Origin of the sequence: Niabella pedocola (assembly GCF_021044425.1) — a bacterium.
GTDB classification, from domain to species: Bacteria; Bacteroidota; Bacteroidia; order Chitinophagales; family Chitinophagaceae; genus Niabella; species Niabella pedocola.
This window is the reverse complement of sequence record NZ_JAJNEC010000005.1, coordinates 1,766,420-1,792,174: the sequence shown is the minus strand read 5'-3', so window position 1 is coordinate 1,792,174 and position 25,755 is coordinate 1,766,420. Positions and strand designations below refer to the sequence as shown.

At 47.4% G+C, this 25,755-nt stretch carries 22 protein-coding genes; 12 read left to right on the top strand and 10 right to left on the bottom strand.

What is annotated here, in order from left to right; translation table 11 throughout:
• The first annotated feature begins 133 nt into the window (after positions 1 to 133).
• Both LQ567_RS15050 and LQ567_RS15045 read left to right on the top strand, forming a co-directional pair.
• The gene (locus tag LQ567_RS15050) at positions 134 to 832 is read left to right on the top strand and encodes an SDR family NAD(P)-dependent oxidoreductase (RefSeq protein WP_231005350.1); all 699 of its coding nucleotides are present in this window, start codon (positions 134 to 136) and stop codon (positions 830 to 832) included.
• 91 nt (positions 833 to 923) lie between these two features.
• Positions 924 to 2,333: a BatD family protein gene (locus LQ567_RS15045; protein ID WP_231005349.1), complete on the top strand. Its 1,410-nt coding sequence runs from the start codon at positions 924 to 926 to the stop codon at positions 2,331 to 2,333.
• Positions 2,334 to 2,344: 11 nt separating this feature from the next.
• Here the strand turns inward: LQ567_RS15045 and LQ567_RS15040 are convergent, their stop codons facing one another.
• Both LQ567_RS15040 and LQ567_RS15035 read right to left on the bottom strand, forming a co-directional pair.
• A complete protein-coding gene (locus tag LQ567_RS15040; RefSeq protein ID WP_231005348.1) occupies positions 2,345 to 2,524 on the bottom strand; it encodes a c-type cytochrome in 180 nt (59 codons plus the stop codon).
• Positions 2,525 to 2,670: 146 nt separating this feature from the next.
• Entirely contained in the window at positions 2,671 to 3,444 is a 774-nt protein-coding gene (locus tag LQ567_RS15035; RefSeq protein ID WP_231005347.1) for an AraC family transcriptional regulator, read from the bottom strand.
• A 389-nt stretch (positions 3,445 to 3,833) separates the two neighbouring features.
• Here LQ567_RS15035 and LQ567_RS15030 point away from each other — a divergent pair, with 389 nt between their 5' ends.
• Complete coding sequence (locus LQ567_RS15030) at positions 3,834 to 4,655, top strand: SMP-30/gluconolactonase/LRE family protein (protein WP_231005346.1); 822 nt, start codon at positions 3,834 to 3,836, stop codon at positions 4,653 to 4,655.
• A 100-nt stretch (positions 4,656 to 4,755) separates the two neighbouring features.
• On the opposite strand, the gene LQ567_RS15025 is transcribed toward LQ567_RS15030, so the two are convergent.
• A complete protein-coding gene (locus LQ567_RS15025) occupies positions 4,756 to 5,442 on the bottom strand; it encodes a zinc metallopeptidase (RefSeq protein WP_231005345.1) in 687 nt (228 codons plus the stop codon).
• Between the two features lie 469 nt (positions 5,443 to 5,911).
• On the opposite strand from LQ567_RS15025, the gene radA reads away from it, so the two are divergent.
• The 4 genes from radA (at position 5,912) to LQ567_RS15005 (ending at position 10,202) form a co-directional block, all read left to right on the top strand.
• On the top strand, positions 5,912 to 7,297 hold the full coding sequence (gene radA, locus LQ567_RS15020; protein ID WP_231005344.1) for a DNA repair protein RadA: 1,386 nt from the start codon (positions 5,912 to 5,914) through the stop codon (positions 7,295 to 7,297).
• Between the two features lie 121 nt (positions 7,298 to 7,418).
• Entirely contained in the window at positions 7,419 to 7,937 is a 519-nt protein-coding gene (locus LQ567_RS15015; RefSeq protein ID WP_231005343.1) for a hypothetical protein, read from the top strand.
• Positions 7,938 to 8,014: 77 nt separating this feature from the next.
• Entirely contained in the window at positions 8,015 to 8,827 is an 813-nt protein-coding gene (locus tag LQ567_RS15010) for a fimbrial biogenesis chaperone (RefSeq protein ID WP_231005342.1), read from the top strand.
• Complete coding sequence (locus LQ567_RS15005) at positions 8,814 to 10,202, top strand: hypothetical protein (protein WP_231005341.1); 1,389 nt, start codon at positions 8,814 to 8,816, stop codon at positions 10,200 to 10,202. The genes LQ567_RS15010 and LQ567_RS15005 overlap by 14 nt, the downstream gene beginning before the upstream one ends.
• Positions 10,203 to 10,207: 5 nt before the next feature.
• Here the strand turns inward: LQ567_RS15005 and LQ567_RS15000 are convergent, their stop codons facing one another.
• Positions 10,208 to 12,997 (bottom strand): hypothetical protein, encoded by a 2,790-nt coding sequence (locus tag LQ567_RS15000; protein ID WP_231005340.1) that lies wholly within the window; start codon positions 12,995 to 12,997, stop codon positions 10,208 to 10,210.
• 122 nt (positions 12,998 to 13,119) lie between these two features.
• Positions 13,120 to 13,782: a helix-turn-helix transcriptional regulator gene (locus LQ567_RS14995; RefSeq protein ID WP_231005339.1), complete on the bottom strand. Its 663-nt coding sequence runs from the start codon at positions 13,780 to 13,782 to the stop codon at positions 13,120 to 13,122.
• Between the two features lie 104 nt (positions 13,783 to 13,886).
• Here LQ567_RS14995 and LQ567_RS14990 point away from each other — a divergent pair, with 104 nt between their 5' ends.
• From LQ567_RS14990 to LQ567_RS14980, 3 genes are all read left to right on the top strand, one after another.
• Entirely contained in the window at positions 13,887 to 14,609 is a 723-nt protein-coding gene (locus tag LQ567_RS14990) for a ComF family protein (protein ID WP_231005338.1), read from the top strand.
• Between the two features lie 71 nt (positions 14,610 to 14,680).
• Complete coding sequence (locus LQ567_RS14985; RefSeq protein WP_231005337.1) at positions 14,681 to 15,199, top strand: glutathione peroxidase; 519 nt, start codon at positions 14,681 to 14,683, stop codon at positions 15,197 to 15,199.
• Positions 15,200 to 15,234: 35 nt separating this feature from the next.
• Positions 15,235 to 16,926, top strand: coding sequence for an amidohydrolase (locus tag LQ567_RS14980; protein ID WP_231005336.1), 1,692 nt, complete (start codon positions 15,235 to 15,237; stop codon positions 16,924 to 16,926).
• A 27-nt stretch (positions 16,927 to 16,953) separates the two neighbouring features.
• Here the strand turns inward: LQ567_RS14980 and gnd are convergent, their stop codons facing one another.
• The 4 genes from gnd to LQ567_RS26280 form a co-directional block, all read right to left on the bottom strand.
• A complete protein-coding gene (gene gnd, locus LQ567_RS14975; RefSeq protein WP_231005335.1) occupies positions 16,954 to 18,411 on the bottom strand; it encodes a decarboxylating NADP(+)-dependent phosphogluconate dehydrogenase in 1,458 nt (485 codons plus the stop codon).
• Positions 18,412 to 18,582: 171 nt separating this feature from the next.
• A complete protein-coding gene (locus LQ567_RS14970; protein WP_231005334.1) occupies positions 18,583 to 19,632 on the bottom strand; it encodes an endonuclease/exonuclease/phosphatase family protein in 1,050 nt (349 codons plus the stop codon).
• A 161-nt stretch (positions 19,633 to 19,793) separates the two neighbouring features.
• Positions 19,794 to 20,009 (bottom strand): GxxExxY protein, encoded by a 216-nt coding sequence (locus LQ567_RS26285; protein ID WP_394800387.1) that lies wholly within the window; start codon positions 20,007 to 20,009, stop codon positions 19,794 to 19,796.
• Entirely contained in the window at positions 19,972 to 20,172 is a 201-nt protein-coding gene (locus LQ567_RS26280) for a GxxExxY protein (RefSeq protein WP_394800386.1), read from the bottom strand. Before LQ567_RS26280 ends, LQ567_RS26285 begins: the two co-directional genes overlap by 38 nt.
• 179 nt (positions 20,173 to 20,351) lie before the next feature.
• Between LQ567_RS26280 and LQ567_RS14965 the strand changes: the two genes are divergently transcribed.
• The gene (locus LQ567_RS14965; RefSeq protein WP_231005333.1) at positions 20,352 to 22,940 is read left to right on the top strand and encodes a TonB-dependent receptor; all 2,589 of its coding nucleotides are present in this window, start codon (positions 20,352 to 20,354) and stop codon (positions 22,938 to 22,940) included.
• 37 nt (positions 22,941 to 22,977) lie between these two features.
• On the top strand, positions 22,978 to 25,026 hold the full coding sequence (locus LQ567_RS14960) for a DUF5689 domain-containing protein (protein WP_231005332.1): 2,049 nt from the start codon (positions 22,978 to 22,980) through the stop codon (positions 25,024 to 25,026).
• Positions 25,027 to 25,143: 117 nt separating this feature from the next.
• Here the strand turns inward: LQ567_RS14960 and LQ567_RS14955 are convergent, their stop codons facing one another.
• Positions 25,144 to 25,722, bottom strand: coding sequence for a PhnA domain-containing protein (locus LQ567_RS14955; protein ID WP_231005331.1), 579 nt, complete (start codon positions 25,720 to 25,722; stop codon positions 25,144 to 25,146).
• Positions 25,723 to 25,755 lie beyond the last annotated feature (33 nt).

The following is a 25,755-nucleotide window of genomic DNA, read 5'->3' as shown; positions in this document are numbered from 1 at the left end:
GATAGGTAAATTAGTTTTCAGCAGGTAGCTTTTAGCGTTCAGCAGGTTAAAGCGGTTGGCTGATAGCGGGGTACTTCTTTAACGAAACCATAAAAAAAATTATACGTACTTCGCAGGGTAAATAAAATAACGTATGAATCTTTTAATTACCGGTGCTTCGCAGGGGATCGGGTTTGCCATTGCTGAAATTTTTGCAAAAAAGGGGAACCGGGTTCTGATCACTTCAAAGAATGAAGTACGGCTTTACCAGGCGCTGGAATCGTTACAGACAAGGTATCCGGATGCTGATTTCCGGGCGAAAGCATTTGATCTTTCTGAAAAGGACCAGGCCCAGGCCCTTGCAGGCTGGGCTTTGGAGCAGGGCGCTCCTGATGTATTGGTGAATAATGCCGGTTTTTTTGAACCGGGTAATGTAAGTGATGAGGCAGATGGTGTATTGGAAAGCCAGCTGGCCATTAATCTATACAGTGCCTACCATCTTACACGGGCTTTGTTGCCTGCGATGAAGGAAAAACGGAAAGGATTTATATTTAATATTTGTTCGGTGGCGGGTTTACAGGCTTATCCGGGCGGAGGAGCGTACAGCATCAGCAAATTTGCACTGAATGGTTTTAGTCAGAACCTCCGGGAAGAATTAAAACCGCATGGAATAAAAGTAACGGCATTATTCCCGGGAGCGGTAATGACAGCCTCCTGGGGCGGATTTGACAATAGTGAAAAACGGATCATGGAGGCTGCCGATGTGGCCACACTGATTGAAACAAGTACCCGGCTTTCTGATGCAGCTTGCGTAGAAAGTATTATCTTAAGACCGCAATTGGGTGATTTATGAACAGGACGCGATTGGCGGTAACCACCTGTACATTTACGCCGGGTTTTACAAAAATACCTGCTCCGGCAGGCAGCTCCTTTAAAAAGTGCGCATGAAACGGTTTGGTTTATTGATATTGTTGCTGATGGCCTCAGTTTCTGTTATGGCCCAGCGGAATGTATTGGAAGCAAGATTAAGAAGCAGTATTTATTTAAATGTATATGCGAATAAAACCAATTGCTATATTGGTGAGCCGATTATTGTAACCTATAAATTGTACTCCTCGCTGGAATCGGTTTCTGAAGTAGTAAAGGATCCGGCGTTTAGCGGGTTCGATTTCCGGGACCTGATCAGCTCGGGGGATGGGGTCGTAAGCCGTGAAACCGTAAACGGCGAAACCTTTGATGTGCATACCATTCGCAAGGTGCAGCTAACTCCGATGGAAGCGGGAAAGCTGGTGCTGGACCCGATGGTGATCGCTAACCGGATCCGGCTGGTAGATGGCTCGGGCAACCGCAGTTCGATCCTGGATGGTATCGATGATAATATTCCGTTGCAGAACGGGGAATTCCGCATGACCATTGCTTCGGTACCGATTACGATTAACGTGGGCCAGGCCCCAGCCAATGCTCCTTCCGCTGTATATAACGGGGCGGTGGGCGATTTTAAGATGAATGTAAAGCTTTCAAAGATCAACTTTACACCGGGTGAGCGCGGAACCCTCCGGATCACCATTTCCGGAACGGGCGACTTTAGCCAGGTAACGCAGCCCTCAGTGGAATGGCCCAAAGAGATCGTGGTGTATCCGCCTAATGTAGAGGAGCAATACGACCGCAACAGCCGTACCGCACCTGGTGTAAAAACCTTTACCATCCCTTTTACAATGGGAAAAACGGGAACGTATACCATTTTGCCCATCCGGTTTGCTTATTTTGATGCCCGGCAAAATCGCTATAATACGATCAGTAATCCGGCAATTACTTTTTATTCGCGGGAGCCCGGATCTACCCGGCGGGACCAGGGACCGGTAAATAATAATGCCGAACGCAATGATAATTTTGGCGCGCTGCTCCTGGGCCTCGGTGGTGTAACGTTGTTACTGCTGGTGCTGTTCCTTATCCGGCGATCGAAAAGGAAGCGGGCCGTGGTACCGTCTACCCGGCAGCAACCAGCGGTAAGCGTGTCTGGAATACCCGACCCCACCCCGCTTGCTCCAATGGGTATCGATGCATTGCTGCAACCTGCAGAAAATGCCGTTTCCAAAACCGGCGGCTCATTTTACAGCTTATTAAAACAAGGCATGGTGCAATACCTGGAGCAGCGTTATCAGATATCAGCAGCTTTGTTCAATAAAACCGGGTTAAAAGAGCAGATGACATTACAGAACGTGCCGCAGGCCCTTCAGGATGAGGTATTCCACACGCTTACAGAAATTGAAATGAATATTTATGCTGCGGGCGGAATGGATGGCGACCGCATGCGGATGCTGGAAAAAACGAGAACAGTGCTAAAAAAACTCTAAACGGGCAGGGCTTATTTTATTTTTCCGGAACGCACCGGCGTTACTTCCGTTTTGGTAACGGAGCTGGCATTGTTCCCGAAACGCTGCCGGATATAAGTAAGCACACCTGCTACCTGCTGATCGGTCAGAGCCTTAAACGGGGGCATATTATTTGAATACCATTCGCCGTCAATTTCAGCATGCTCCTGCATCCCGTTAAGCATCGTCTTTAGGAGGGGACTTTTTAGCTATAACACGGCTGGTTCCCGCGATGGGCGGGTTTAAATTGGGCACCCGGCCACCGCGCCGGAGCAGGCTTTGGCTTTTCCTTGTAAAACGGTAGTAATTCCCTTCCTGCTTAGGCGGTAAATTCTCTCTGATACATCATGGGGCTTTTGCCGGTAATGATCTTAAAGTATTTATGAAAACTGGTGAAGTTGTTAAAGCCGCTTTCAAAACAAAGCCGCTTCAGGCATTGATTGGTTTCAATAAGTAATTTACAGGCATGGCCTACCCGAAGTTCAATAAGAAACTGGGAATAGGTTTTCCGGGTGCGGGATTTAAAAAAACGGCAGAAAGAGTTAGGACTGATATTGGCTACATCAGCAATTTCTTCCAGCTTGATCTTGCGTTTGAAATTTTTAATGGTGTAATCGAAAATGGCCTGTATCCGTTCGTTGTCGGTAGTAACACCATCCGGTTTAAATCCGATGGAAGATAGCTGGAAACATTCTTTTTCTTCAGCAACAATGGCCAGCGCCTCCAGCATTAATATGATCCGCTGGCTGCCTTCAACCGTCAGCAGTTTTTCCAAAATAGCAGCCACCTCACCGCGTGCATTGCCCTGTACCTGCAGGCCCCTGCGCGATTTTTCCAACAGATTGCGGATACCGTTGTTTTCCGGTAATTGCAGGAACTGACCGCCCAGGAAGTTTTCGTTGAAATGCGCTACCCGTACATCGGTGGTGTTGCGCAATTCCTCTTCAAAAAAGTGATCATCAAATTTCCAGTAATGCGGAAGATTGGGGCCCACCAATACCACGTCCCCGCTTTGGAACGGCGTAATGCTGTCTCCGATAAATTGTGTTCCCGCTCCGTTTTTAATATGGATGAGTTCCAGTTCAGCGTGCATATGCCATCGGTTATTTACATGAGGAACCAAGTCCCTGCGGACGCTGAATGAACGCTGCGGTTCATTGGAAACTTTAAGCAACTGAGGTCTCATAGCCAAATGGATTCGTCAAACAATTGTTATTACAAGCAAGAATAAAATTAGAAGTTTATACAATTTTGCACGAAAAATCTACGCAATCGTTGTCGAAGTTTTTCATCAGAAGCAGCATAGACCAGGTTGCTTTTAGCATTTTACCAAATAATTGGTACTTTTTATAAATTTATTCAAGAAATCCGCAAAGATGGTAGATGTTAAAATAGTTGCATTTATTGCCAATAAAATGTAATGGCCGGCTGCTATGTTTATGTTTCTTTACGGGATTGTAATTGTAATAAAACCCTGCCGTTATGAAAAAAAGTATTCTTTTCCTGTGTTTGTTGATCTCCGGTATTGCAACCGCACAAGTACATACAGTTGAAAAACTATGGGAAACAGATACCATCATTCCGGTTCCGGAATCCATATTACCCGATATTGCTGCAAATACCCTTTATGTATCGCTGATCAACGGGGGCGGCTGGGATAAAGACGGAATCGGGGGTATTGGAAAAATGAACCTCAGCAACCGGGAGTTCGTGGGCAACTGGATCGAGGGACTGGATGCGCCGAAGGGTCTGGGCCGCGTGGGCAATAAACTCTTTGTTGCGGATATTGATGCGGTCGTGGTAATTGATATGGCCACCGCCCGTATTGAAAAAAAGATAGCTCTGGAAGGCGCCACCGGGTTAAATGATATTACTACCGACAGCCGGGGCGCTGTTTATGTTTCGGATTCCCGGAAGGCGAGGATCTGGAAGCTGGAAAATGGGCGTGCATCGGTATACCTTGACAGCGTGAAGGGGGCAAACGGCTTAAAAGTGGTAGGTGATGCGCTGTATTTTGCGGAAGGAAAAAAGCTGAAAAAGACCGATGCGCAGAAACGGATCACCACCGTTGCGGAGTTACCCCAGGGTATTGATGGCATTGAGCCGGTTGGGAACGGCGATTTTCTTGTAAGTGCCTGGAGCGGATACCTGTTTTATGTAACAGCGTCCGGACAGGTGGACTTGTTATTAGATACGCATCTTGAAAAAATGAATACCGCCGATATGGGCTATGATCCGGTTAAACGGATTATCTATATGCCCACGTTTAATGCAAAAAAAATAGTATCCTACCGGTTGCGGTAAGGCCGGCCATAAAAAAAACGCTGAGGAGCTTCAGCGTTCTATTTTTTGAGCGTATTGTTTTGCTTCCTGCTCTGTGGCAGAAAACCGGTCCGGTACCCGTTTAATCCCTTCTGTTCATGAGGATGGCAATATATTGTAACAGCGTTACCACGGCGGCCAGGGCTGCCACTACATAGGTGGTTGCGGCCCATTTTAAGGCATCCTTTGCCATGGGATATTCTGTGCTGTTGGTAACATTGGTATGGTTTAACCAGGCGAGTGCCCGCTTACTGGCATCAAATTCAACAGGCAGGGTGATCAGGGAAAACACCACGGTAATCCCCATCAGCACAATACCCGCCAGCAGCAGGGTATAACTTCCCGAAGCGGCCATGATGATACCGGCTAAAAGTACCCAGTTTACGATCATGGAGCTGAACTGTACTGCCGGAACCAACCTGCTGCGCATCTGGAGTGGGGCATACCGGGCGGCATGCTGTACCGCATGGCCACATTCGTGTGCGGCCACCGCTGCGGCAGCCACCGTTTGCCCTTCGTAAACTTCAGGACTTAAATTGACTGTTTTCTTGGCGGGGTCATAGTGATCGCTCAGGAACCCCTGTACAGATGTTACCTGAACATCATAAATGCCATTTTCCCGGAGCATTTTCTCGGCAACTTCTTTTCCGCTCAAACCGGCAGACAGCGGAACCTTGCTGTACCGGTTGAATTTGCTCTTTAAGATCATCGATACGATCATGCTGATACCCATAAATAACAGCGATACCATCATAATTCCAGGTGTCATATTTCTTGTTTTTTGTAAATACCCTGCAAATCTCTTTCCAACGGTATTAAAACGGAATGAACCGACTTTTTGTCATGTAGATAAGTTTTTTTAAGGATATTTTAAAGCTTGTTTTATTAATAAATAGTTAATAATCAGAATATTACTTATTTTTTAGAACCTGAAATTTCATCAGTTCTTAATTTCTTAACCCCCGTGTAGCCGAATTTGATTTTTTATTTCTAAGCCAGAATTGTACCTTAGTATCAGAATTTAATGGGTTAGTAAGTATTAAGGTCAGTCGAAAGATTGGCCTTTTTACTTTTTAGCAGCACCGGTCCGGAAGCAGCACCGGTTTTTACAATTGCTCTTTAAACCGGATAACATCCTGTTGTTATCTGTTTCATTTTCATATGCAATTCTCATTCCAAATATGCCAATTTGTTGGCAGAACTTAAATCTCAACTTTCAATTCTGTTATCTTTACTGCATGGCTAAGGTTAAGAAATCATTCTTTTGTCAGCAATGCGGATATGAAAGTGTTAAGTGGCTGGGCCAATGCCCGTCCTGTGGTCAATGGAACACATTTGTTGAGGAAATCATCGACAAGGGATCTGATAAAACAGATTGGAATCAATATACCGGTGAAGCAAAACGCAGCAATAAAACGATCTCGATACATGATGTGGTGAGCCAGGAGGAGAGGCGTATCATCACCCGTGATGTGGAATTGAACCGGGTTTTGGGCGGAGGTATTGTAAACGGAAGCATCATCCTGGTTGCCGGAGAGCCGGGCATTGGGAAAAGCACCTTGTTTTTACAATGCGGGCTGCAATTTACAAATACAAAAGTTTTATATATAAGCGGAGAGGAAAGTGAACAGCAGATAAAGATGCGTGCCGACCGGCTAACCGCCGGTGGCAGTGCGCAGATCAACGATCAGTTCTTCCTGCTCACTGAAACATCTACCCAAACGATCTTCCAGGAAATAAAAAAGCTAAAACCACAGATCGTTATTGTAGATTCTGTACAAACATTACAATCGCCGGTCATCGATGCGTCGCCCGGAAGCATCTCGCAGATCAAGGAGTGTACTTCCGAATTCCAGCGGTATGCAAAAGAAACCCATACGCCTGTATTCCTGATCGGGCATATTACCAAGGAAGGAAGCATTGCCGGACCGAAGGTACTGGAACATATGGTAGACGTAGTGCTGCAATTTGAAGGCGACCGGCATTATGCTTACCGGATCCTGCGTACGTTAAAGAACCGGTTTGGGAGCACTTCTGAGCTGGGTATCTATGAGATGACCGATATGGGCATGCGGGGCGTGCTGAATCCTTCAGAGATCTTAATCACCCAGAAAGAAGAACAGCTGAGCGGCATAGCAATTGCGGCTACTATCGAAGGTGTACGGCCACTGCTGATTGAAATCCAGTCACTGGTAACACAATCGGTTTATGGAACACCGCAGCGCACAGCCACAGGTTTCGACCTCCGGCGGTTACAGTTGTTATTGGCGGTGCTGGAAAAGCGGGGCGGTTTCCATTTCGGGGTTAAAGACGTATTCCTGAATATTGCCGGAGGTATTAAAGTAGAGGATCCTTCCATCGACCTGGCCGTACTTTGCTCTTTACTGTCTTCTTATGAAGATATGCCGCTGGCCCAAACCATTTGCTTTGCGGGAGAAGTGGGTCTGAGCGGTGAGATCCGTGCGGTAAATAAGATCGACCAGCGCATTGCGGAAGCCGAGAAACTGGGCTTTGAAAAGATCATCGTATCAAAATATAACCAATCCCTTAAGAATACAAGCCGTTTCAATATTGAGGTGATCCGTATGGGCCGGGTGGAAGAAGTGTACCAATATCTCTTTTAAGCGTTTCACATCATCATGTGATACACTTAATTTTTTATTGGAACATATTTTTTTCAATTTTGCAATAGAAATAGGAAACTATTCTGCTTTTATTGACTTTTTCCTCTTAAACTTTTTAAGAATGCACAAAACAACCAAAAACAAGATCGTGCTGGCCGCGTTTGCCGTTTGCATGATCAGTACTGCTCAGGCTCAATTACGCACTGTTGCGGTTAATGTAGATTTACGGGATGTAACCGGAGTGTCGCCGGTAGCTCCAACGGGAGCAGCGGAGGTGAATTTTGTTTACCAAACACCTACCGATTACAACAGTGAAAAAACGGTAGCGATTACGGACCAGTTCCGGGTTACCAGTACCAAGGCCTACGATATAAAGGTACACGGAACCGGTGATTTTACTGCCGGCGGCGGTGCTACCCTGCCTTTAAGTATCTTAAGGCTGGCTGCACGCACTACCGGTGCTGCCAGTTTTCCGGCCGACATTACGCCCACGGAATCGGATCTGACCCTCATTTCCGGTACCGCAACACTGGATCAGGGTTTTGACGTACAATACAAGATCCCCCAGAATGCAACATTGTTGACCGCTACAAAAACGCTCTATACAACAAATATTGTTTATACGGCCACTGCACAATAAGCGTTTATAACACTCAAAGCAGAAATTTTTGAAATTCAAAAATTTCTGCTTTATTATTTTAAATCGTACAAGTCTCAATGAGCCAACGGTCCCTCTGCATCCTCTTCCTAAGCCTTTTTCTTTGCTGCGGTTTACAGGCACAGCAGCTGTCCTTTTCTCCCATGCGGCTTTTTTTTAAAGGAGTCCCGGGCGAAACCGTAAGTGAAACCATTACGATATCCAATACCACTACACAGTCCTATGAGTTCCTGTTGAGTCTTAAAGACTGGAACCGGGATTCGCTGGGCGTTAAACATTATTTTCCTGCAAGCAGCCGGCCCCATTCCAATGCCAGGGATATCAGCCTTCCCCAAACGCATTTTGCTGTGGCGCCCGGTGAAGAAAAGACCTACACTGTCAACATGCGGATCCCGCTTACGGATACCCAAAAAACGGCAAGCAATAGTATGTTGTTTTTTACGCAGGTCAATGCACCGCGTACAGAAGCAAAGGATAAATCCGGTATCGGCATCCGGATCAGCATGGAATTTGGTATCCAGCTTTTTTATACGCCGCAGGCGGCGCAAAGGGGAACGCTCCGGTTCCTGGCCTTTAATTATGTTCCCCGGCATATAAAAGATAGTGCGGCGCACCGGTTAGTGGTAAAATATCAAAATACCGGACAGGTACATAAGGATGGGTTTATCCGGTTCGAATTAACGAATAAACAAACCGGTGAAGAAATAAAACCGCAACCGGTACCCATTGCCATTATGCCCGGAGATGACCAGGTAATTAATTATCCGCTTCCCAAACTGGCTGCAGGTGATTACCTGGCGGTAGCCATACTGGATGCGGGGGCAGAGAATGAACTGAAAGTTGCAGAAAAAAATATCCATGTGGAAGAATAGGATGATCCGGTCCTGTTGGTTAATACTGTTCCTTTGGAGCTCCGTAGCCGGGCATGCTCAAAATGGTCAGCTGACGATTAATGAGACCGCGTTAATTGATGGCTCTGTGAGCATGACAGCCTCCGGCTACAATTATAACCCGGGTATACTGGCGCTGCTGCCCAATATTATGGTGAAGGGCAATGGGGATCTGAATCCTGTTTCCGGCACCAACAGTGCCCTGCCCCTGTCAAAGTTTACTGCCATGTATGTAAGAGGGGCAAACCATGACAATGCCATTACACTCAGTACTACTACCGCTCAGTCAATGACCAGTGAACTCTTGTCGTTGTTATTGCTTAGCGGCGGCCCTTTTACGGTAAAATATGAGGCACCCGGTCTTTCCGCAACAGCCTGGAAGGCCGGCACCTATTCCAATACATTGGCCTTCTCGCTTAGTGCCATTGGCATCGGCTCCGCTGTTACTCCCACACAGGCTACCTTAACGGTTACCGTGGATCCGCTTATAACAGCCAGCAGTGCGCCGGGGAATATGGCCCTGGTAGTGAACGACCTGAAATATTTCCGGAATACTACCCTCGAAATTAATAACGCTTTTACCCTGCGGCATACCGTACCGGTACAACTAACCCTTGCTGCCAATACAGCGCAGCTGGCTTTTGCGAATGGATATAGTGGCGTAGCAGATCCCCAAACCGGGGTGGGTAAAATACAGCTGCAAATGACAACACCCGCCGGTTCAATACTGCCACTGACAACCACCAGCCAGCAACTGGTTGCCAATGCCCCGGTGCCAGTGGGAAATAAAACCAATTTCACTACGCGGTTTTTTATAAGTCCGTCCGATTTAAAAACAGCATTTATCAATAAGGGAGATTACAGCACCACCCTTACCCTGCAAGGAACCAATACCAGCCCGGCAGCTACGTACAGCAAAGTACTAAACCTGGTGGTTACCGTAAATGATCTGTCCGAATTCAACCTGTCGGCCACCGGAGTCACCCTGCCGTTCCAAACGGCGGCAGATTACAAAAATGGAGTGGCCCTGGATCTTACCAATCATTTACAGGTAAGCAAAACAACGCCTTATGATATCAGTGTAAAAGCGCAGACCAGCGATCTAACTAACGGTGCTTCCGGTGCTACGGTGCCGGTAAACATACTGGAGTTGGGCCCGGTCGCCGGCCAAAGCGGTGTGAACACGATCAGTGCACTTTCTACAACCGATCAATTGCTGGTTAGCGGGGCGCTTCCTGCTGTGGACCGGTACCTGAATATACGCTACCGGATACCGCCATCCCGCACACAATACCTTATTAACAAACCCGCCGGTATTTATACGGCTGTGATTAATTATACCCTCACAGCGCATTGAGTCGCTTAATTAAATTGCGTGATCTCAACCTTACGGGCCCGGTAAGTATACTTCAATTCAACGGTTTCCTGCTGGTGTTGCTGTATCTGTACTGTTTTGTTTTCCTGGAGCATCGTAAAACCCAATGCTCCGGCTTCTACAGAAAGCAGGTATTGATCTTCGGGAAGATAAAGATGAAACAATCCCTCTTCATTTATAAAGGTCATAAATACAGTTCCGTTCCTTGAAACGGCTTTTACCCGGATGCCGGCCGGCGGCGGCGGTACATCTGCATATTTATCGGCCACATAGATCAGCTTTCCGGTTAACAGCTCAGTTTTTACCAGCGCTACTTCAAGCCGGCTGTTTTTTCTCAGCACAATTTCCGGGCTGTTCAACAGGCTCCAGTTCTTATTATTGAGAATGGAAACGGAATAGGTTTTGTTTTTTTCACCAGTGAATTTTACAAGTCCCTTCCGGTTGGTGATGGCCATCGTTCCATCGATGCGCACCTGGATTCCTGGTGCGGCAGGTTCCCCCGCGTCGTAATGGCCATTGGTATTCAGATCTGCATAAAAGAAAAGCTCCAGCTTCCGTTCCTGCAGATCATCCTTGTTGTGAAAACTTTTTTCAATGCCGAACCGGAGTTGCCTGCTGCTGTAACGGTATTGCAGGGACGGATCGGCGGGGTCATAGTTTGTGCCGGCGCCCTGGACAACATTATAGGCCATGGGTTGTACATTGATGCCATAAAGCACATCGGTTGTAACAGCCCAGTTGTTTTTCAGGTGCCAGCGAAGGTTACCGTTTACGGCGTAATTGGAACTATGATTATAGCCGGAATAATTATAGGTGGCTCCGGTATTTACAGATACCCGTCGCTGAAAAAGCGCAAAACCGGCGGTTGGTCCAAGAGAGAGAAAGGTGTATTTAGGTCGTTCCAGGTTAAGCGCCAGGGCGTCGGTTAAATAATAACTGTTAAACTGGGCGAATGCATAAAAGCCAAGCACCTGGCTTTTATAGGAGGCGTTGATGCGCGAGGACAGAAAGGGCGCTTCGGGCCTGCGGGAGGTATTTTGAAAGGTATAACCGTTATCTGCCTCAAGAAAAAAAGTATGGGTGGCATACGTATGGCCCAGGTTGATTTTGCCGCGGAGGGAAGCCGATTTCCAGGTTTCCTCTTCTGTTTGCAGCCGGATACGTTGTGCAAAATAATAAGGCCTGAAGGCGAGATCCCAGCTTCCCAGGCGGGTTCCATAACCGATTTCATAGGTGCTGTTTCCATACAGGCTGGCCGCCGAAAGGTATTCGTTTCCGAAATAATAAAGCAACCGGGGCTTACTATTCAGCAGGCGTATGGCTGCAGAGAGGGTACTGCTCCTGCCAAGATCAAAAGAAACATGATTGTCCAGCTGAAGCAGTCCTCTTCTTAGTCCCCCGTAGTAGGGGTTTGAATAATAGTTGTAACTGTAAAGGCGGAGGCCGCTGCTGTTATGTACGAATTTTATTCCTCCGGCAAATCCTTGCCGGGTGGCTGCATTTTTTATATGGAGCAGGCTGTAACCGGCTTCCAGCCCTAAAGATGTTTTTTCGCTAACCGGAGCGGTGATACTCCCGGACAGGAGGGAAGTGTTGATATGATTCCAGTTGTCGGAATGCTGTAACAGGGTCAGGGATTTATTTTTTACGGGAGCAGACTGATCCTGGTAGGCAATAGCGAAGGTTGTTCCCTGGCTTTGCGGAACAGGATGGAGGGCGTTATAAAGCAGGTAATTGTTTTGAACACCATATACATTCAACGACCGGTGGGCGCCGGTTTTGAAACTGGCTTTAACGCCTCTGCCGTTCAGGTTGAAATCGAGCAGCTCGTAAATCGTTCCTGCCCGCAATCCCCATTTACGGGATTGATAATCTACGTAGGTGTCATAGAGATTGAGTCCCTGTTGTACCGGGGTGTTTAAATAGTCTGCGTTCAGCCGGTACCGGAGCTGCTGGCTGTCGGAGATATGATACACTCCGTTTCCCTGCAGCTGGTAGGCGGAAAGACCGTCATTGCCCGAAAGGTAACGTAGCCCGATGGTATTGGGTGGACTTTGTGAAAAAGAAAGCTGGTTCAGCCCAAGCCGTTTGTCACTGCTCATGCTCATCATCCGCAGGTTCTTTACCGCAAGCTGGTTCCCGGCTTTGTCAAGCGCGCGAATAAGAACCAGGAAGTCGGAGGCGGTGCGGCTCCGCAATTTATTGGTGGCAATAAACACGATGGTTTGCTGCTGTCCCGGAGCAAGCGTCAGCTCATTTACATTACCGGTAAATTCCAGTCCTTCGGGAATATTGCTTAACTCCAGGTGAAAACTGGCCGGGATCAGCCCGTTATTATAGCAGCGGACGGAAACGTTGGTTTGCCGGCTGATCTGGCTAAGGTATATTTCCGGTTCGTCGGTGTCCACCACCAGTCCCTGCATTTGCTGCAGGTAGGTAATAAAGGATGCGGCATGCTGTACAGGAATATTTTTTTGTACAGCGGCGAGCATAAAAAGAAACTGCTGAAAATTACTATGAATGGTACGCCGGTCGGCAAAGTATTTAAGAGGAAACCATTTTTTTTCCCGGGGTTGTAAACGGATACTGTCCGGCAGATTCAGCAGTCCTTTTACAGAGGCTATGGCGTTTGTTTGAAAAAGAAGCACTTCAGCGGCACCGTTGTTCTCAATCCAAAGGCTGTTGGAGAAGGTTTCGCCGGAGCGGATCGCTACCGTGTCGTATTTGAATCCATAGCGTACCAATGGCTCCTGCGCTGTAGTAAACAGGCAGCCCATAATGCCAAGGATAAAAAATGCAATGCGCACGGAAAATAAGCAGTAATAGAGGTATAATGATTGCACAAATGTACGGGGTCGGCCTGCTATTTTACAGGGTGGATGACCACATAAAGATGTGATTACAGGTAGTGGAATTTGAGCAGCGCGATCAGTTCTGCCTTACTATTGATCCGGAATGTTTTATAGATGTTTTTGATATGCTCCCGTACCGTATCAATGGAGATCTTGTGTTTATACGCAATAAGCTTGTAACTGAGGCCTTCTACGATACCTTCCACTATTTGCTGCTGCCGGTGCGTCAGTTTGCCCGGTAGTTCAACGCTATGATGAAAATAGTCGAAGATCTTGCCGGTTACCGATGTGCTGATAAAGGCTTCGCCACCGATAATTTTTATCAGTGCCTCATTAAAAGCCGCAGCAGTGAATGAACCGGGAATAAATCCCCGCACGCCTACCCGTATATATTTCAACAGCAGTCCCAGGTCGCCCACCTCGCCCACCGTTACCATCAGGCAGCCGGGAAAGGATTGAGCCAGTGCCGATAGAACAGCCAGGCTTTCCGGATGGGTAAGATCGGCTGCAAATAAGATAAGGGGTGGATGCGAAAACAGGAGCCGGTAGGTATGCAAAGAATGATCTTGGGAGTCCGTTACCACCTGTATCCTGAAGCTAAAAGCCGTGCTTTGCCTCAGAAAGGTTGTTAGGTACTCTGTAGAATAAACACTGTCAGATACGATGATCGTATCAATAATAGAGGTAGAGGGCGAAACCATAATATTCATTTATGCCCGCTTTGAAAGCGGTTGCATAAACTTTAATTGTGGTTAAATTAAAGTTCAGATGCAAAGATAAAAATTTGCTTCCGTATACGTTTATTTTTTTATATTTGAACCAGAAGCTGATAATGATGAACACCCTGCAATACGCCTGGAACGCCTTTACGCATCTTTTTTATCCGCATATTTGTGCCGGTTGTGGCAATGATGCTTTACCAGAGGGCAGTGAGCTTTGTTTACGCTGTATATACGGTCTTCCGGTTACAGACTTTGAAGTGCATGCAGATAATCCGGTTGAAAAGATCTTTGCCGGCAGGTTGCAGATTGAAGCGGCCGGCGCGCATTGTTATTTTTCCAAGCGGTCGCCCATACAGCATATGCTGCACCAGCTGAAATACGGGGGAAACCGGGCGCTGGGCCATCAGCTTGGTATTATGCTGGGTACGGCATTGGTACAATCGACGCGCTTTAATGGTATCGATCTTATTATACCGATGCCGCTGTTTGCCGCCCGGGAGCGCCGGCGGGGGTATAACCAGGCTGCGGTTTTGTGCGGCGGCATTGCGGCGGTAACCGGTGTACCTGTTTGTACCGTGTTGGTTTACAGGGCGGAAGCAACTGAAACCCAAACAAAAAAGAACCGGGTGGAACGGTGGAACAATATGCAGGGAAAATTCTGGGTTCCGGATGATACAATGGCCAAAAACCGGCATCTGTTGCTGGTGGACGATGTGGTAACAACCGGTGCAACGTTGGAGGCCTGTGGTAGCGTCTTGTTGAAAATACCTGGAGTGAGGTTGAGTGTTGCTGTCCTGTGTTTTGCCAGTGATTGATGGCCCGGGCTCCGTTGTTTAACAAACGGAATCAAAAAAACCGGTTATCTTTAAAGGATAAATCGAATATAATGAAAGTACTTCTTACAACGCTCGTGCTGGCTGCAGTAATGGCAGCAGGTTCTATCTATGATTTCAAGGTAGGCGGATTGACCGGAGGATCTATTAATTTCAAGGATTTTAAGGGCAAGAAAATCCTGATCGTAAACACTGCCAGCAAATGTGGCTATACCCATCAGTATGAGGGATTAGAGGAATTATACAAAAAATACAAGGACAAACTGGTGATCGTTGGTTTCCCTGCAAACAATTTTAAGTCGCAGGAACCTGGTAGTAATGAAGAGATCGCTGAGTTCTGCAAAAAAAACTATGGTGTCAGTTTTCCGATGGCCAACAAGGTATCCGTTCAGGGCGCAGATATGGCCCCCATTTATAAGTATTTAATTGCTGAAGCGGAAAAAAAAGGAATAAAAGATCCGATCAAGTGGAATTTTACAAAGTTTTTGATGGATGAAAAGGGAGCGCTGATTGCCGTGTTCCCATCGAAGGTAGAACCCATGAGTGAGGAGCTTTTAAAATACCTGAACTAAGTTTTCTATATATTTTTTCTGTCAACAAGCAATTAATGGCCCCGATAAAAAGGGGCTATTTTTTTATATTCGCTGTAAAACAGTTTATGCGTACGCTGGCCTTTATTGTATTTATAAGTATATGTATGATTGCCTGTAGCTCCCAAAAAGAAGCGGACCTCCTGGTTTTTAACGGTACCATTTATACCGTAGACAGCTCTTTTAACAGGGCAGAAGCCATGGTGGTTAAGGATGGAAAGATTGTTGCGTTGGGCAGGAAAAGCGACCTGGAAAAACAATATGCCTGCAGGGAGCAAATGGATGCAGCTGGAAAATTTATTTATCCTGGTTTCATCGATGCACACGCGCATTTTGTGGGATATGCAAGGGGACTTTCCGAACTGGACCTTACAGGGGCACCCAGTTGGGAGGATGTATTGCACCGGTTCAGCGATTATAAGACCGGTGATACCAGCGGCTGGATCATCGGGCGGGGTTGGGATCAGAATGATTGGCCGGTTAAGGAGTTTCCTACTAATGAAGAACTGAATAAACGGTATCCCGACCGGCCGGTGTACCTGGTTCGGATCGATGGGCATGCGGCCATTGCCAACAATAAGGCGCTGGAACTGGCCGGGGTGAAGGCCGGGGATACCATAACGGGAGGTGAATACCAGACAAAGAACGGAGTGCTTACCGGTATCCTGATCGATAATGCCATGGATAAAGTGGTTTCGCGCATTCCGGAGCCTTCGCTTGAGGCGTTGAAAGCAGCGCTTCACCGGGCCGAGGCGAATTGTTTTGAACAGGGGCTGACCTCAATTCATGACTGTGGACTTGGCTATGATATGGTTGAAAAAATGGAAGCGTTACAAAAAAGCGGCGACCTGAAAATGCGTTTATATGTAATGCTGAGCGATGCAAAGCAAAACTATGATTACCTGCTGAAGCGGGGTATTATTAAAACCGGCCGGATGCATGTGCGGGGATTCAAGATCTTTTCAGACGGGGCACTGGGCTCAAGGGGGGCTTGTCTCCTGCACGATTATTCGGACAAGGCGGGATGGAAAGGCTTTTTACTAAGCAACCCGGAGCATTTTGATTCCGTGGCCCGCTTTATTGCCGGGCAGGGTTGGCAGATGTGTACCCATGCTATTGGAGACAGCGCTAATCGTACCGTACTGGAGATCTATGCAAAACACCTGAAAGGCAGGAATGATCTGCGCTGGAGGATCGAACACGCCCAGGTGATCAACAGCAGCGATTTTCATTTCTTTGGCGATTATCAGATCGTACCGTCCGTGCAGCCTACGCATGCCACATCGGATATGTACTGGGCTGGCGACCGGCTGGGAAAGGAACGTTTAAAAGGCGCTTATGCCTATTTGCAATTATTAAAACAAAACGGCTGGATCCCGCTGGGAACCGATTTTCCTGTAGAAGCTATTTCACCCTTAAAAACTTTTTTTGCCGCGGTAATAAGAAAAGATGCGGAAGGTTTTCCGGCATCGGGGTTCCAGATGGAAAACGCATTAACAAGGGAACAGGCCTTGCGGGGAATGACGATCTGGGCGGCACGGGCAGCTTTTGAAGAGCAGGAAAAAGGAAGCCTGGAACCGGGGAAACTGGCTGATTTTGTAGTGTTGGATCGAGATCTGATGCAAACCCCGGAAGCGGAATTATTAAAAATAAAAGTGTTGAAGACCTACTCGGGAGGGGAACTGGTGTTTAAAAAGAAAGACCTATGAGGCTTTTAACCTCATAGGTCTGGGCAGCTACACGTCGTACGTGGTAGACGCCGTATCGCCTCCCCTTCCGGTCCAGTTGGTATGGAAGAACTGTCCGCGGGGTTGATCTGTTCTTTCGTACGTATGCGCACCAAAATAGTCGCGCTGCGCCTGTAAAAGATTGGCGGGCAACCGTTCGGTACGGTAACCGTCATAGAAGCTGATCGCTGCATTCAGGCAGGGTACCGGTATTCCGTTTTGTATCGCAGTGGAAGCTACCTGTCTTAAACCATTCTGACAGGTCTGGATCTTTTCTGCAAAATAAGGGTCCAGCAGCAGGTTGGCCAGATCGGGATTTTTGTCAAATGCTTCTTTGATATTGCTCAGGAAACGGGAACGGATGATGCATCCGCCTCTCCACATCAGTGCGATGTTACCGTAACTCAGCTCCCAGTTATATTCTTTCGCGGCCGCCTTCATCATCTGGTAGCCCTGCGCATAAGAAATAACTTTTGCGGCATACAGCGCATCTCTTAAGTGATCGATGAATGCTTTTTTGTCGCCCTCAAAAGCCGGTGTGGGGCCGGCGGTCAATACCTTTGATGCTGCCACACGCTCATCTTTCAATGCGGAAAGACAACGGGCAAATACCGATTCTGTGATCAGCGTAAGCGGCACACCCAGTTCCAGTGCAACGGTTCCGGTCCATTTACCGGTGCCTTTTTGTCCGGCAGTGTCCAGGATCCGGTCAATAATCGGCGTGCCATCCGCTTCTTTATAAGCCAGGATATCGCGGGTGATCTCAATCAGGTAACTATCCAGTTCACCTTCGTTCCATTCTTTAAATACTTCATGCATTTCATCGGCCGACATACCCAGCACGTTCTTCATAATATGGTAGATCTCATTGATGAGCTGCATATCACCATACTCGATCCCGTTATGCACCATCTTTACAAAGTGGCCGGCGCCACCACTACCAACCCAATCGCAACAGGGTGCACCGTCCGCTACTTTTGCTGCAATGCCCTGGAAGATGGGTTTTACAGCGGGCCATGCTTCTTTAGAGCCGCCGGGCATAATAGAGGGGCCCAGCAGGGCGCCTTCCTCACCTCCGGAAACACCGGTGCCGATAAAGTAGAGCCCTTTGCTTTCTACATATTTCACCCGGCGCTCGGTATCCGGGAAATGCGAATTGCCGCCGTCAATAATAATATCGCCTTTATCCAAATGCGGAATCAGCAAATCGATGAAGTCATCCACCGGTTTACCGGCCTTTACCATCAGCATCACTTTTCTGGGTGACTTTAATGAGCTTACCAGGTCTTCGATCGATTTGGCCCCGTAAATATTTTTGCCTTTTGCCCTGCCGTTTACAAAATGTTCCACTTTATCAACAGAGCGGTTGAATGCGGTTACATGAAAGCCCTTGCTTTCCATATTCAGGATCAGGTTTTCACCCATCACTGCCAGGCCAATTACGCCTATGTCGGATACTTCATTCATAATTACGCGAGATTAATGTATAAACTAAAATGATTAATTAAGTGTTCAAATTTAGCCCCAAGGGCTGTTAAATCCAATTCCTGGGCGGGAATAGAGCTATAATTATAAAATTTACAATTAACCGGGTGCTTTTGTAGTACTTTTTTAAGAAGGATCCGGATCATTTCCCTTTCAGGGGGCCTTCTTTAATAATACCATGTAGGCCGGAAAATGATCGCTATAGCCGCCGCGGTACACTTCTCCCGTATAACTGCGCAGCGGATAACCTTTATAAGCACCGGTATTTTCGATAAGGTAATCTTTTTTAAAGACTGCATTTTTATAAAAGAAAAAACCGGATTGGGGTTTGTATAAAAAACCTTCAGAGATCAGGATCTGGTCAAAGAGACTCCAGGCATCCTGATATGCCAGGGTACCCATGCCCTTTTTATAAAGGGATGCCCACGGATTATAGAGCTGTCCTGTTTTTATTGTTGTGGCGTTATCCGTAGCCTGTATCCCTTTTACAATACTGTTGTTCACCGGCTCGTCATTAAAGTCGCCCATTACGATAATTTTGGCCATGGGATTCTGTTGGATCAGGGTATCTACAAATTTCCGGATGGTAAGCGCTGCTGCCATGCGACCGGGTTCTGATTTTTTTTCGCCTCCATAACGGCTGGGCCAGTGGTTTACAAAAACCTGTATCCGTTCTTCATTCAACAAACCGGTTACCCATAGGATATCGCGGGTATAAGCCGAGGTTTTGGCGCCTTCGGGAAGCGGCACATATAGCGGCCGGCTTCTGAGCACGCGAAAATACCGGGGGTTATACAGGAGTGCTACATCGGCGCCACGGACATCTTTTGAATCATAATGCACATACCGGTAATGGCGGCTGGAAAGCAGCGGATGTTGTACCAGCCGTTGCAGCACCGTACTGTTTTCGACCTCTGACACGCCCAGCAGGGCCGGCCCATCAGGATTGACATCGGTGCCGATCCGCGAAATTACCGTTGCCAGGCGGGTCGTTTTTTCATTGAAAACCGCACTGGTATAGGCTTTGGAGCCACCAGGCGTAAATGTTTCATCATCATTCCGCCCATGAAAAACGGTATCGTAAAAGTTTTCAAGATTGTAAAAAGCAACAATGGCGCTCTTGTATTGCCGGGGCTGTGCGTAGATGCCCACACAGCAGGTACCGATAACAGCGAGCATCAGCAGAAATGGATTTTTTTTCATATCGTTCAGGTTAGCGAAGGAGACGTATAGATTCCTCCGGATTTTTCAAAAATAAATAAGCAGGCCGTTTTTATTCTCACAGATTCCACAGACGTGCACAGATTTTGATTGGTTCTGTGTGAAACCGTGTTCAGCAATTTTTCGTTGATTGACAAATATCTTTAGTGAATGATTCGTATCAGGCTTTCTTTACGTATTATTGAACTACTATTAAAATGAACGAACGGGCCAATCTTTTTATCCTCCAATCTTAGATAGATTAACAACTGCTTTTTATGCACATCACGTAGCATTGCTGCCGATTTAATTTCAATGATAACCGTATCTTCCACCAGGATGTTAAATTCTAAAACCCAATTCGAGTGATATATCCTCATAAACTACGGGTAACCCTAATTGCGTTTTAATGCCCATTCGATTGCTAATAAGCTTGTATGTTAATGCCGCTTCGTAAACAAATTCCAGCAGTCCGGGACCTAAAGTACTATGTACGTTAAATATCGCAGCTCTGATTTGACAGGTTAGTTCATTGATGTTCATATAGGTTTTTTTCAAAGGTTTTTTGAACAGTTGGATCTTCAAAATTTTGATGAAGATGAGTGGCCGCTACGAACGCGCCTCCGGTTCCTGTTACGAAGATTGGAAAAGAATTTTAGATAAAAAAATTTCAATATTTGTTTTTTTATTTATATTTACGGTAACCTATAAAAACAAGCATAATGAAAACCACCATCGCGCTAACGCTTGCGTTTGTGTACCTGTCTGGGAATGCGCAATCCCCTCCGTTTATGACTGCCCGTGATACCATTCCGGGAAACGATTCGCTGACCGGAGATCTGAAGGCCGAAGTAGCCGCACAGCTGCCGGTGATCAGTTTAGACGAAGCGGATCTGGATGAAGGCAGCAGCACAATTGTTTCATCGGTACTTGCTGCGGGGCGAAATCCATTTTTATCTGCGGCTGCTTTTAATTTTTCAGCGGTACGCTTCCGGCTGCGCGGCTATACCAACGGAGATGCTGTTTATCTGAATGGCGTTGATTTTACCGGGCTGGATAATGGCTTTGTTCCATTTGGCTTATGGTCCGGGCTTACCAATGTAATGCGCGCCCGCCAGAACGCCTATGGATTGGAAGCCGCTGATTTTGCGCCGAACCAGTTGGGGTTGTATACCAATATCGACATGCGGGCCGGTGCACAGTGGGCACAAACACAGGTGGGGTATGCCCTATCAAACCGGAATTACCGCCACAGGTTTTTGCTAACGCATGGATCCGGATTTGATAAGAAGGGATGGGCCTATAGTTTCATGCTCAGTACCCGCTATGCACAGGAGGGGTATATACCCGGTACCTTTTACCGCAGTCTGAGCTACTATGCCGCTGCTGATAAGCGACTGAATACGCGGAATCTCCTTTCCCTTATTGCTTTTGGCGTACCCACAGAAAACGGCCGGCAAACGGCTAGTGTGCAGGAAGCCATGGACCTGGCCGGTACCCATTTTTACAATCCCTCATGGGGATATCAGCATGGTGTAAAACGGAATGCGGCAGTTACTGCTACATTTCAGCCCGTTTTTATCGGCGTATACGAATATAAGCCCGATACCAAAACCAGCTGGATGACCACGCTGGCCTATACATTCGGCAAACGGAAGCTTTCGGGATTCGACTGGTACAATGCACCAGATCCGCGGCCGGATTATTACAGGTACCTGCCCGGCTACTACGCAAAAACACAGCCCGCTGCAGCAGCTGCGTTGCGGACGTTGCTTGCCGGTGATCCGGACCTGCTGCAGGTGAACTGGAATCAGTTATACGAGGTGAACCGGGCCAATAACGTAACCATTCCCAATGCTGGCGGTGAACCGGGCGAAAACGTTACCGGCAAACGATCCCTCTATATTTTATCCAACCGGGTAAACGCCTTGCAACGTTATATGTCAAACACGGTCTACCGGACAAGATATTCAGATAGGATAGGGTTTGCAGCAGGAGCGGGTTACCAGCACCAGGAAAATGAACACTACCTGGAAGTGAAAGACCTGCTTGGCGGTGATTTTTGGCTGAATGTAAACCAGTTTGCAGAAAGGGATTTTCCCAATGATCCCTATTCGGTACAATACGACCTGGATCATCCCGATCAATTGAAAAAAACGGGTGAACCATACGGGTATCATTACCGGATGATGATGAGCCGTATATCAGCATGGGTACAACTAACCCTTACCGGGCAAAGGCTGGATGCTTTTTTGAATGTGCATGCTGTTCAAACGCAGTTCTACCGGAAAGGCCTTAACCGGAACGGACTTTTTCCGGATGATTCATACGGGCCTTCTGCCCGCCAGCAGTTTATTGATCCCGGTTGGAAGGCAGGCCTTACGTATAAACGCGATGGCCGGAATTATTTTTTTATCAGCGGGGGATATTTTAGAACACCACCATTGTTTGATAATGTATTCATTGCTCCCCGTACCCGGAATGCGTTGCAGCAACACCCGCTGAAAAGCGAAACGGCCTGGTCTGCAGAAGGTGGGTATAAGCATCACAGTCCACGTATGCGGATCGGACTTACCGGTTATTATACCGAAATAAAAGATGCCTATGATATAATGACCTTTTACCACGACCAATACCGGAATTTTGTCAATTACGCATTGCGTGGCATTCATACGGTTCATTTTGGCGGCGAGATCGGTGTGGAAGCCAAATTAAGCGCGGCATGGAGCTTTAATGGTGCGGCTGCTGTAGGCCGGTACTATTATAACAGCCGTCCGCACGCCGTGGTTACCGTAGATAACGATGCTGCCCTTTTAACGGAACAGGTGGTGTATCTGAAAAACTTCAGGGTTCCTTCTACTCCGCAAAATGCTTACAGTGCGGGCTTTTTTTACCGGTCGCCACGGTACTGGTTCCTTAGTTTGAGCGGTAATTATTTTGATCAATCCTGGCTGAGTGTAAATCCTATCCGGAGAACGGTTGCGGCCATCGGAGATGCGGATCCTTCATCATCCGGTATGCAGGAGCTTATTGATCGCATCACCGTCCAGGAAAAATTTCCCGCACAGTTCACGCTGGATCTTTTTGGCGGCTGGTCTAAGCGCCTGCGATATACCATCCATAAAAAACCGGTATACCTGGTATTTAGCATTGGTATGAATAACCTGCTGAATAATATAAATATCCGTTCCGGAGGCTTTGAACAGCTGCGGTTCAATGTGGAAGACAAGGATCCGGATACCTTCCCTCCAAAATATTATTATGCGTATGGACTGAATTATTATGCCGGTGTTATGCTCCGGTTTAAATAAGGGGGCACCGGCATTGTTAACCTAAAAAATCAACTTCATGAAAATCGATGTTTCAGCGCTCATGAAAAGCGCACTGCTGTTTTGGATATGGATTTTGATTATAGCCTGTAACCGGACATTTGATGTTCCTGCTGTAAATGCGGATCCGGATATACCGGTAAACATGACCATCGGGGCATTAAAGGAACGCTACCAGGGATATGGTATTTTTCAGAAGATCTATGATGATATTACCATTGCCGGTATTGTAACGGCTAATGACCGTTCCGGGAATTTTTATAAACAGATTGTGATACAGGATGAAACCGGCGCTATACCGGTGTTGCTGGATGGAAACAACGTGTATACGGCATACCCTGTTGGCCGCCGGGTTTTTGTGAAACTGAAGGGCATGATGCTGGGGGATTATGGAGGTGCCATTCAACTGGGACTGGATTCTGTGCGTGACGGTGGCTATCTGAACCTGGGACGGATTCCCGTTGTACAGTTTGACCAGTTTATTGTAAAAGGTTCGTTTGGAAATGAGGTTGCGCCCCGGGTGATTACTCCTGGCGAGCTTTCAACCAATATAAAAGATCCTTTGCAAAGTATGCTGGTACGGCTGGAAGGGTACCAGTTTGCAGAACGGGATACCTCCAAAACATATGCAGATCCTGAAAAAGGTGTAAGTGCCGTAAACTTTACGATCCGTAATTGTGAACAGCAATCGATGGTTTTGCGCAATAGCAGTTACGCCAGTTTTGCAGCATTAAAAGTACCCTCCGGAAACGGTACGATCACCGGCATTTACAGCATCTTCAATGCGACGCAGCAACTTTTTATACGGGATACAGGGGATGTACAGTTTTTGCAGGCGCGCTGTGGGCAGGAAGAACGGGTGCTCGTTACCATTGCTGCATTGCGGCAGATGTACAAGGGCGTAAACAGGGCACTGGGCCGGTATTCAGTAGGGGGCACCGTTATTTCCGATGCCGGCTCGGGTAATATTGCAGCCGGCATAGTGGTGCTTCAAAGCGGTCAAAGCGGATTGTTGGTAAACTTCGGCGGTACGGTTACCTATCGTACGGGAGACTCTATTGTGCTGCTGCTTTCAGATATGGATTCGCTGATCAATGAACGTGGATCGTTAAAGCTAAAAGTGAGTCCGGGTTTTGTAAAACCGGCCCCCGCGGCAACGGAACGCGTGGTAATACCGGCCGTAAAAACGCTGCGGGAAGTGCGCACGGCCCTGGGGCTTTTACCCGGGGATACCGGAAATATTGAAGCCACCTTGATCAGGGTTGTGCAGGCGGCGGCCGCGCCGGATTTTTTTTCAGGCGGCCATCCACTTACAGATGGCAGTGATACCCTGGAGTTGTATACCAGGGAAGAAGCCCTGTTTGCCACAGCTGTGATTCCTTCTGGTCCTCAAAACTGGATCGGTTACACAGGAAATTTCAATGGCGCCCAACAGTTTTATATCCGGAATACAGATGATGTTTCGGGCTTTGTGCCTGCTGTACCATTTACCCTGTTGTTTGGCTTTGCCGGCGTTTCCGACAAAACAGGAGCGGTCGATCCTACGCCATTGCCGGCGGCTGCCAACCTGGTGGTTACACCGTTCAAAGCCGTTGGGGTAGGCGATCACTCCACTGCAAACGGCCGTTTTTCGTTTACCGGCTGGCCCACGGGTGCGGTAAATGGTTCCGACATATTCAGCGGAGTTGTACATGAAGGCCGGTACTATGAGGTAACCATAGCTCCTGCCACTGGGTTTGCTATGCACCTTTTCAGGATGACCTTTACCATACGACGCTCGGGAACCGGCGTGCGGCAGCTTGTAATTCGTTCCAGCCTGGATGGTTTTAAGGCGAATCTGGCGGTATCTGTTCCTGCAGACAATACGAATGTACGGATTACGCCAGCCGGTGTATTACAGGTAAATGATGCGTCAACAGCCGACAATGAAGGATGTACGGTAACGATGGGAACGGAGTTTACGAACCTTGATAAGCCGGTTACCGTTCGCTTTTACGGTTTCAACAGCGAAGCTGCAGGCGGTACATTTAGTTTGGATGATGTAAAGATAACCGGGAGCACCCGGTAGCGGTTCCACCGAAGGTGGCAGCAATGCAAAATACAGAACGGCTAATTTAAAATGTAGAATGTCTTACCTGGGTGAGATCCGGGTCATTGAGCCGCAACGAAATCTTACGTTACATTCCTATCCACCCTGCTTCCGCAGATATTTGGTAAGGATCACAATGGTTTGGCCTTCGATCTTTCCTTCAATCTGCCCGGTATTATCTTCTACAAGACGGATATTTTTTACAACGGTACCCATTTTAGCATTCAGCGTTGAGCCTTTTACATCCAGGCTTTTGGTGAGCACAACGGTGTCTCCGTTTTGCAAAACGGTACCATTGCTGTCTTTATGCAGGTCAACCGTGCCGTCGTCTTCATGATCGCCGGTTGCCTTTGCCCATGCCAGTGTTTCATCATCCAGGTAAAGCATGTCCAGGTTCTCTGCCGCCCAGCTTTCATTCCGGAGACGGTTCAGCATCCGCCAGGCCGTTACCTGTACCGCAGGTACTTCGCTCCACATCGACTCAGAAAGGCAATGCCAGTGCCCCGCATCCAGTGCTTCCTTTTTATCGATCTGCGCCACACATTTGCCGCAGATAAAGATCGTTTGATCCGCGTTGTTTTGTGTTTGGGGTGCTACTTCATATGCGTTTACGCCTGTGGTGCTTTTACAAAGTTCGCAGCCATTTTTGCTTCTTTCCGTATGTTCGTTTGCCATGCCCTGATTTTTGCCGGCAAATGTAGGGTTATT

What these genes read in the sequence shown, in the direction of transcription:
- LQ567_RS15005 (WP_231005341.1), top strand. Translation starts at nt 8,814, where the DNA reads ATGTGGAAGAATAGGATGATCCGGTCCTGTTGGTTAATACTGTTCCTT.
- LQ567_RS14955 (WP_231005331.1), bottom strand. Translation starts at nt 25,722, where the DNA reads ATGGCAAACGAACATACGGAAAGAAGCAAAAATGGCTGCGAACTTTGT.
- LQ567_RS14985 (WP_231005337.1), top strand. Translation starts at nt 14,681, where the DNA reads ATGAAAGTACTTCTTACAACGCTCGTGCTGGCTGCAGTAATGGCAGCA.
- gnd (WP_231005335.1), bottom strand. Translation starts at nt 18,411, where the DNA reads ATGAATGAAGTATCCGACATAGGCGTAATTGGCCTGGCAGTGATGGGT.
- LQ567_RS26285 (WP_394800387.1), bottom strand. Translation starts at nt 20,009, where the DNA reads ATGAGGATATATCACTCGAATTGGGTTTTAGAATTTAACATCCTGGTG.
- LQ567_RS15030 (WP_231005346.1), top strand. Translation starts at nt 3,834, where the DNA reads ATGAAAAAAAGTATTCTTTTCCTGTGTTTGTTGATCTCCGGTATTGCA.
- LQ567_RS15010 (WP_231005342.1), top strand. Translation starts at nt 8,015, where the DNA reads ATGAGCCAACGGTCCCTCTGCATCCTCTTCCTAAGCCTTTTTCTTTGC.
- LQ567_RS14980 (WP_231005336.1), top strand. Translation starts at nt 15,235, where the DNA reads ATGGCCCCGATAAAAAGGGGCTATTTTTTTATATTCGCTGTAAAACAG.
- LQ567_RS15035 (WP_231005347.1), bottom strand. Translation starts at nt 3,444, where the DNA reads ATGCACGCTGAACTGGAACTCATCCATATTAAAAACGGAGCGGGAACA.
- LQ567_RS15045 (WP_231005349.1), top strand. Translation starts at nt 924, where the DNA reads ATGAAACGGTTTGGTTTATTGATATTGTTGCTGATGGCCTCAGTTTCT.
- LQ567_RS26280 (WP_394800386.1), bottom strand. Translation starts at nt 20,172, where the DNA reads ATGAACATCAATGAACTAACCTGTCAAATCAGAGCTGCGATATTTAAC.
- LQ567_RS15015 (WP_231005343.1), top strand. Translation starts at nt 7,419, where the DNA reads ATGCACAAAACAACCAAAAACAAGATCGTGCTGGCCGCGTTTGCCGTT.
- LQ567_RS14970 (WP_231005334.1), bottom strand. Translation starts at nt 19,632, where the DNA reads ATGAAAAAAAATCCATTTCTGCTGATGCTCGCTGTTATCGGTACCTGC.
- LQ567_RS14965 (WP_231005333.1), top strand. Translation starts at nt 20,352, where the DNA reads ATGAAAACCACCATCGCGCTAACGCTTGCGTTTGTGTACCTGTCTGGG.
- LQ567_RS14960 (WP_231005332.1), top strand. Translation starts at nt 22,978, where the DNA reads ATGAAAATCGATGTTTCAGCGCTCATGAAAAGCGCACTGCTGTTTTGG.
- LQ567_RS14995 (WP_231005339.1), bottom strand. Translation starts at nt 13,782, where the DNA reads ATGAATATTATGGTTTCGCCCTCTACCTCTATTATTGATACGATCATC.
- radA (WP_231005344.1), top strand. Translation starts at nt 5,912, where the DNA reads ATGGCTAAGGTTAAGAAATCATTCTTTTGTCAGCAATGCGGATATGAA.
- LQ567_RS15050 (WP_231005350.1), top strand. Translation starts at nt 134, where the DNA reads ATGAATCTTTTAATTACCGGTGCTTCGCAGGGGATCGGGTTTGCCATT.
- LQ567_RS15025 (WP_231005345.1), bottom strand. Translation starts at nt 5,442, where the DNA reads ATGACACCTGGAATTATGATGGTATCGCTGTTATTTATGGGTATCAGC.
- LQ567_RS15000 (WP_231005340.1), bottom strand. Translation starts at nt 12,997, where the DNA reads ATGGGCTGCCTGTTTACTACAGCGCAGGAGCCATTGGTACGCTATGGA.
- LQ567_RS15040 (WP_231005348.1), bottom strand. Translation starts at nt 2,524, where the DNA reads ATGCAGGAGCATGCTGAAATTGACGGCGAATGGTATTCAAATAATATG.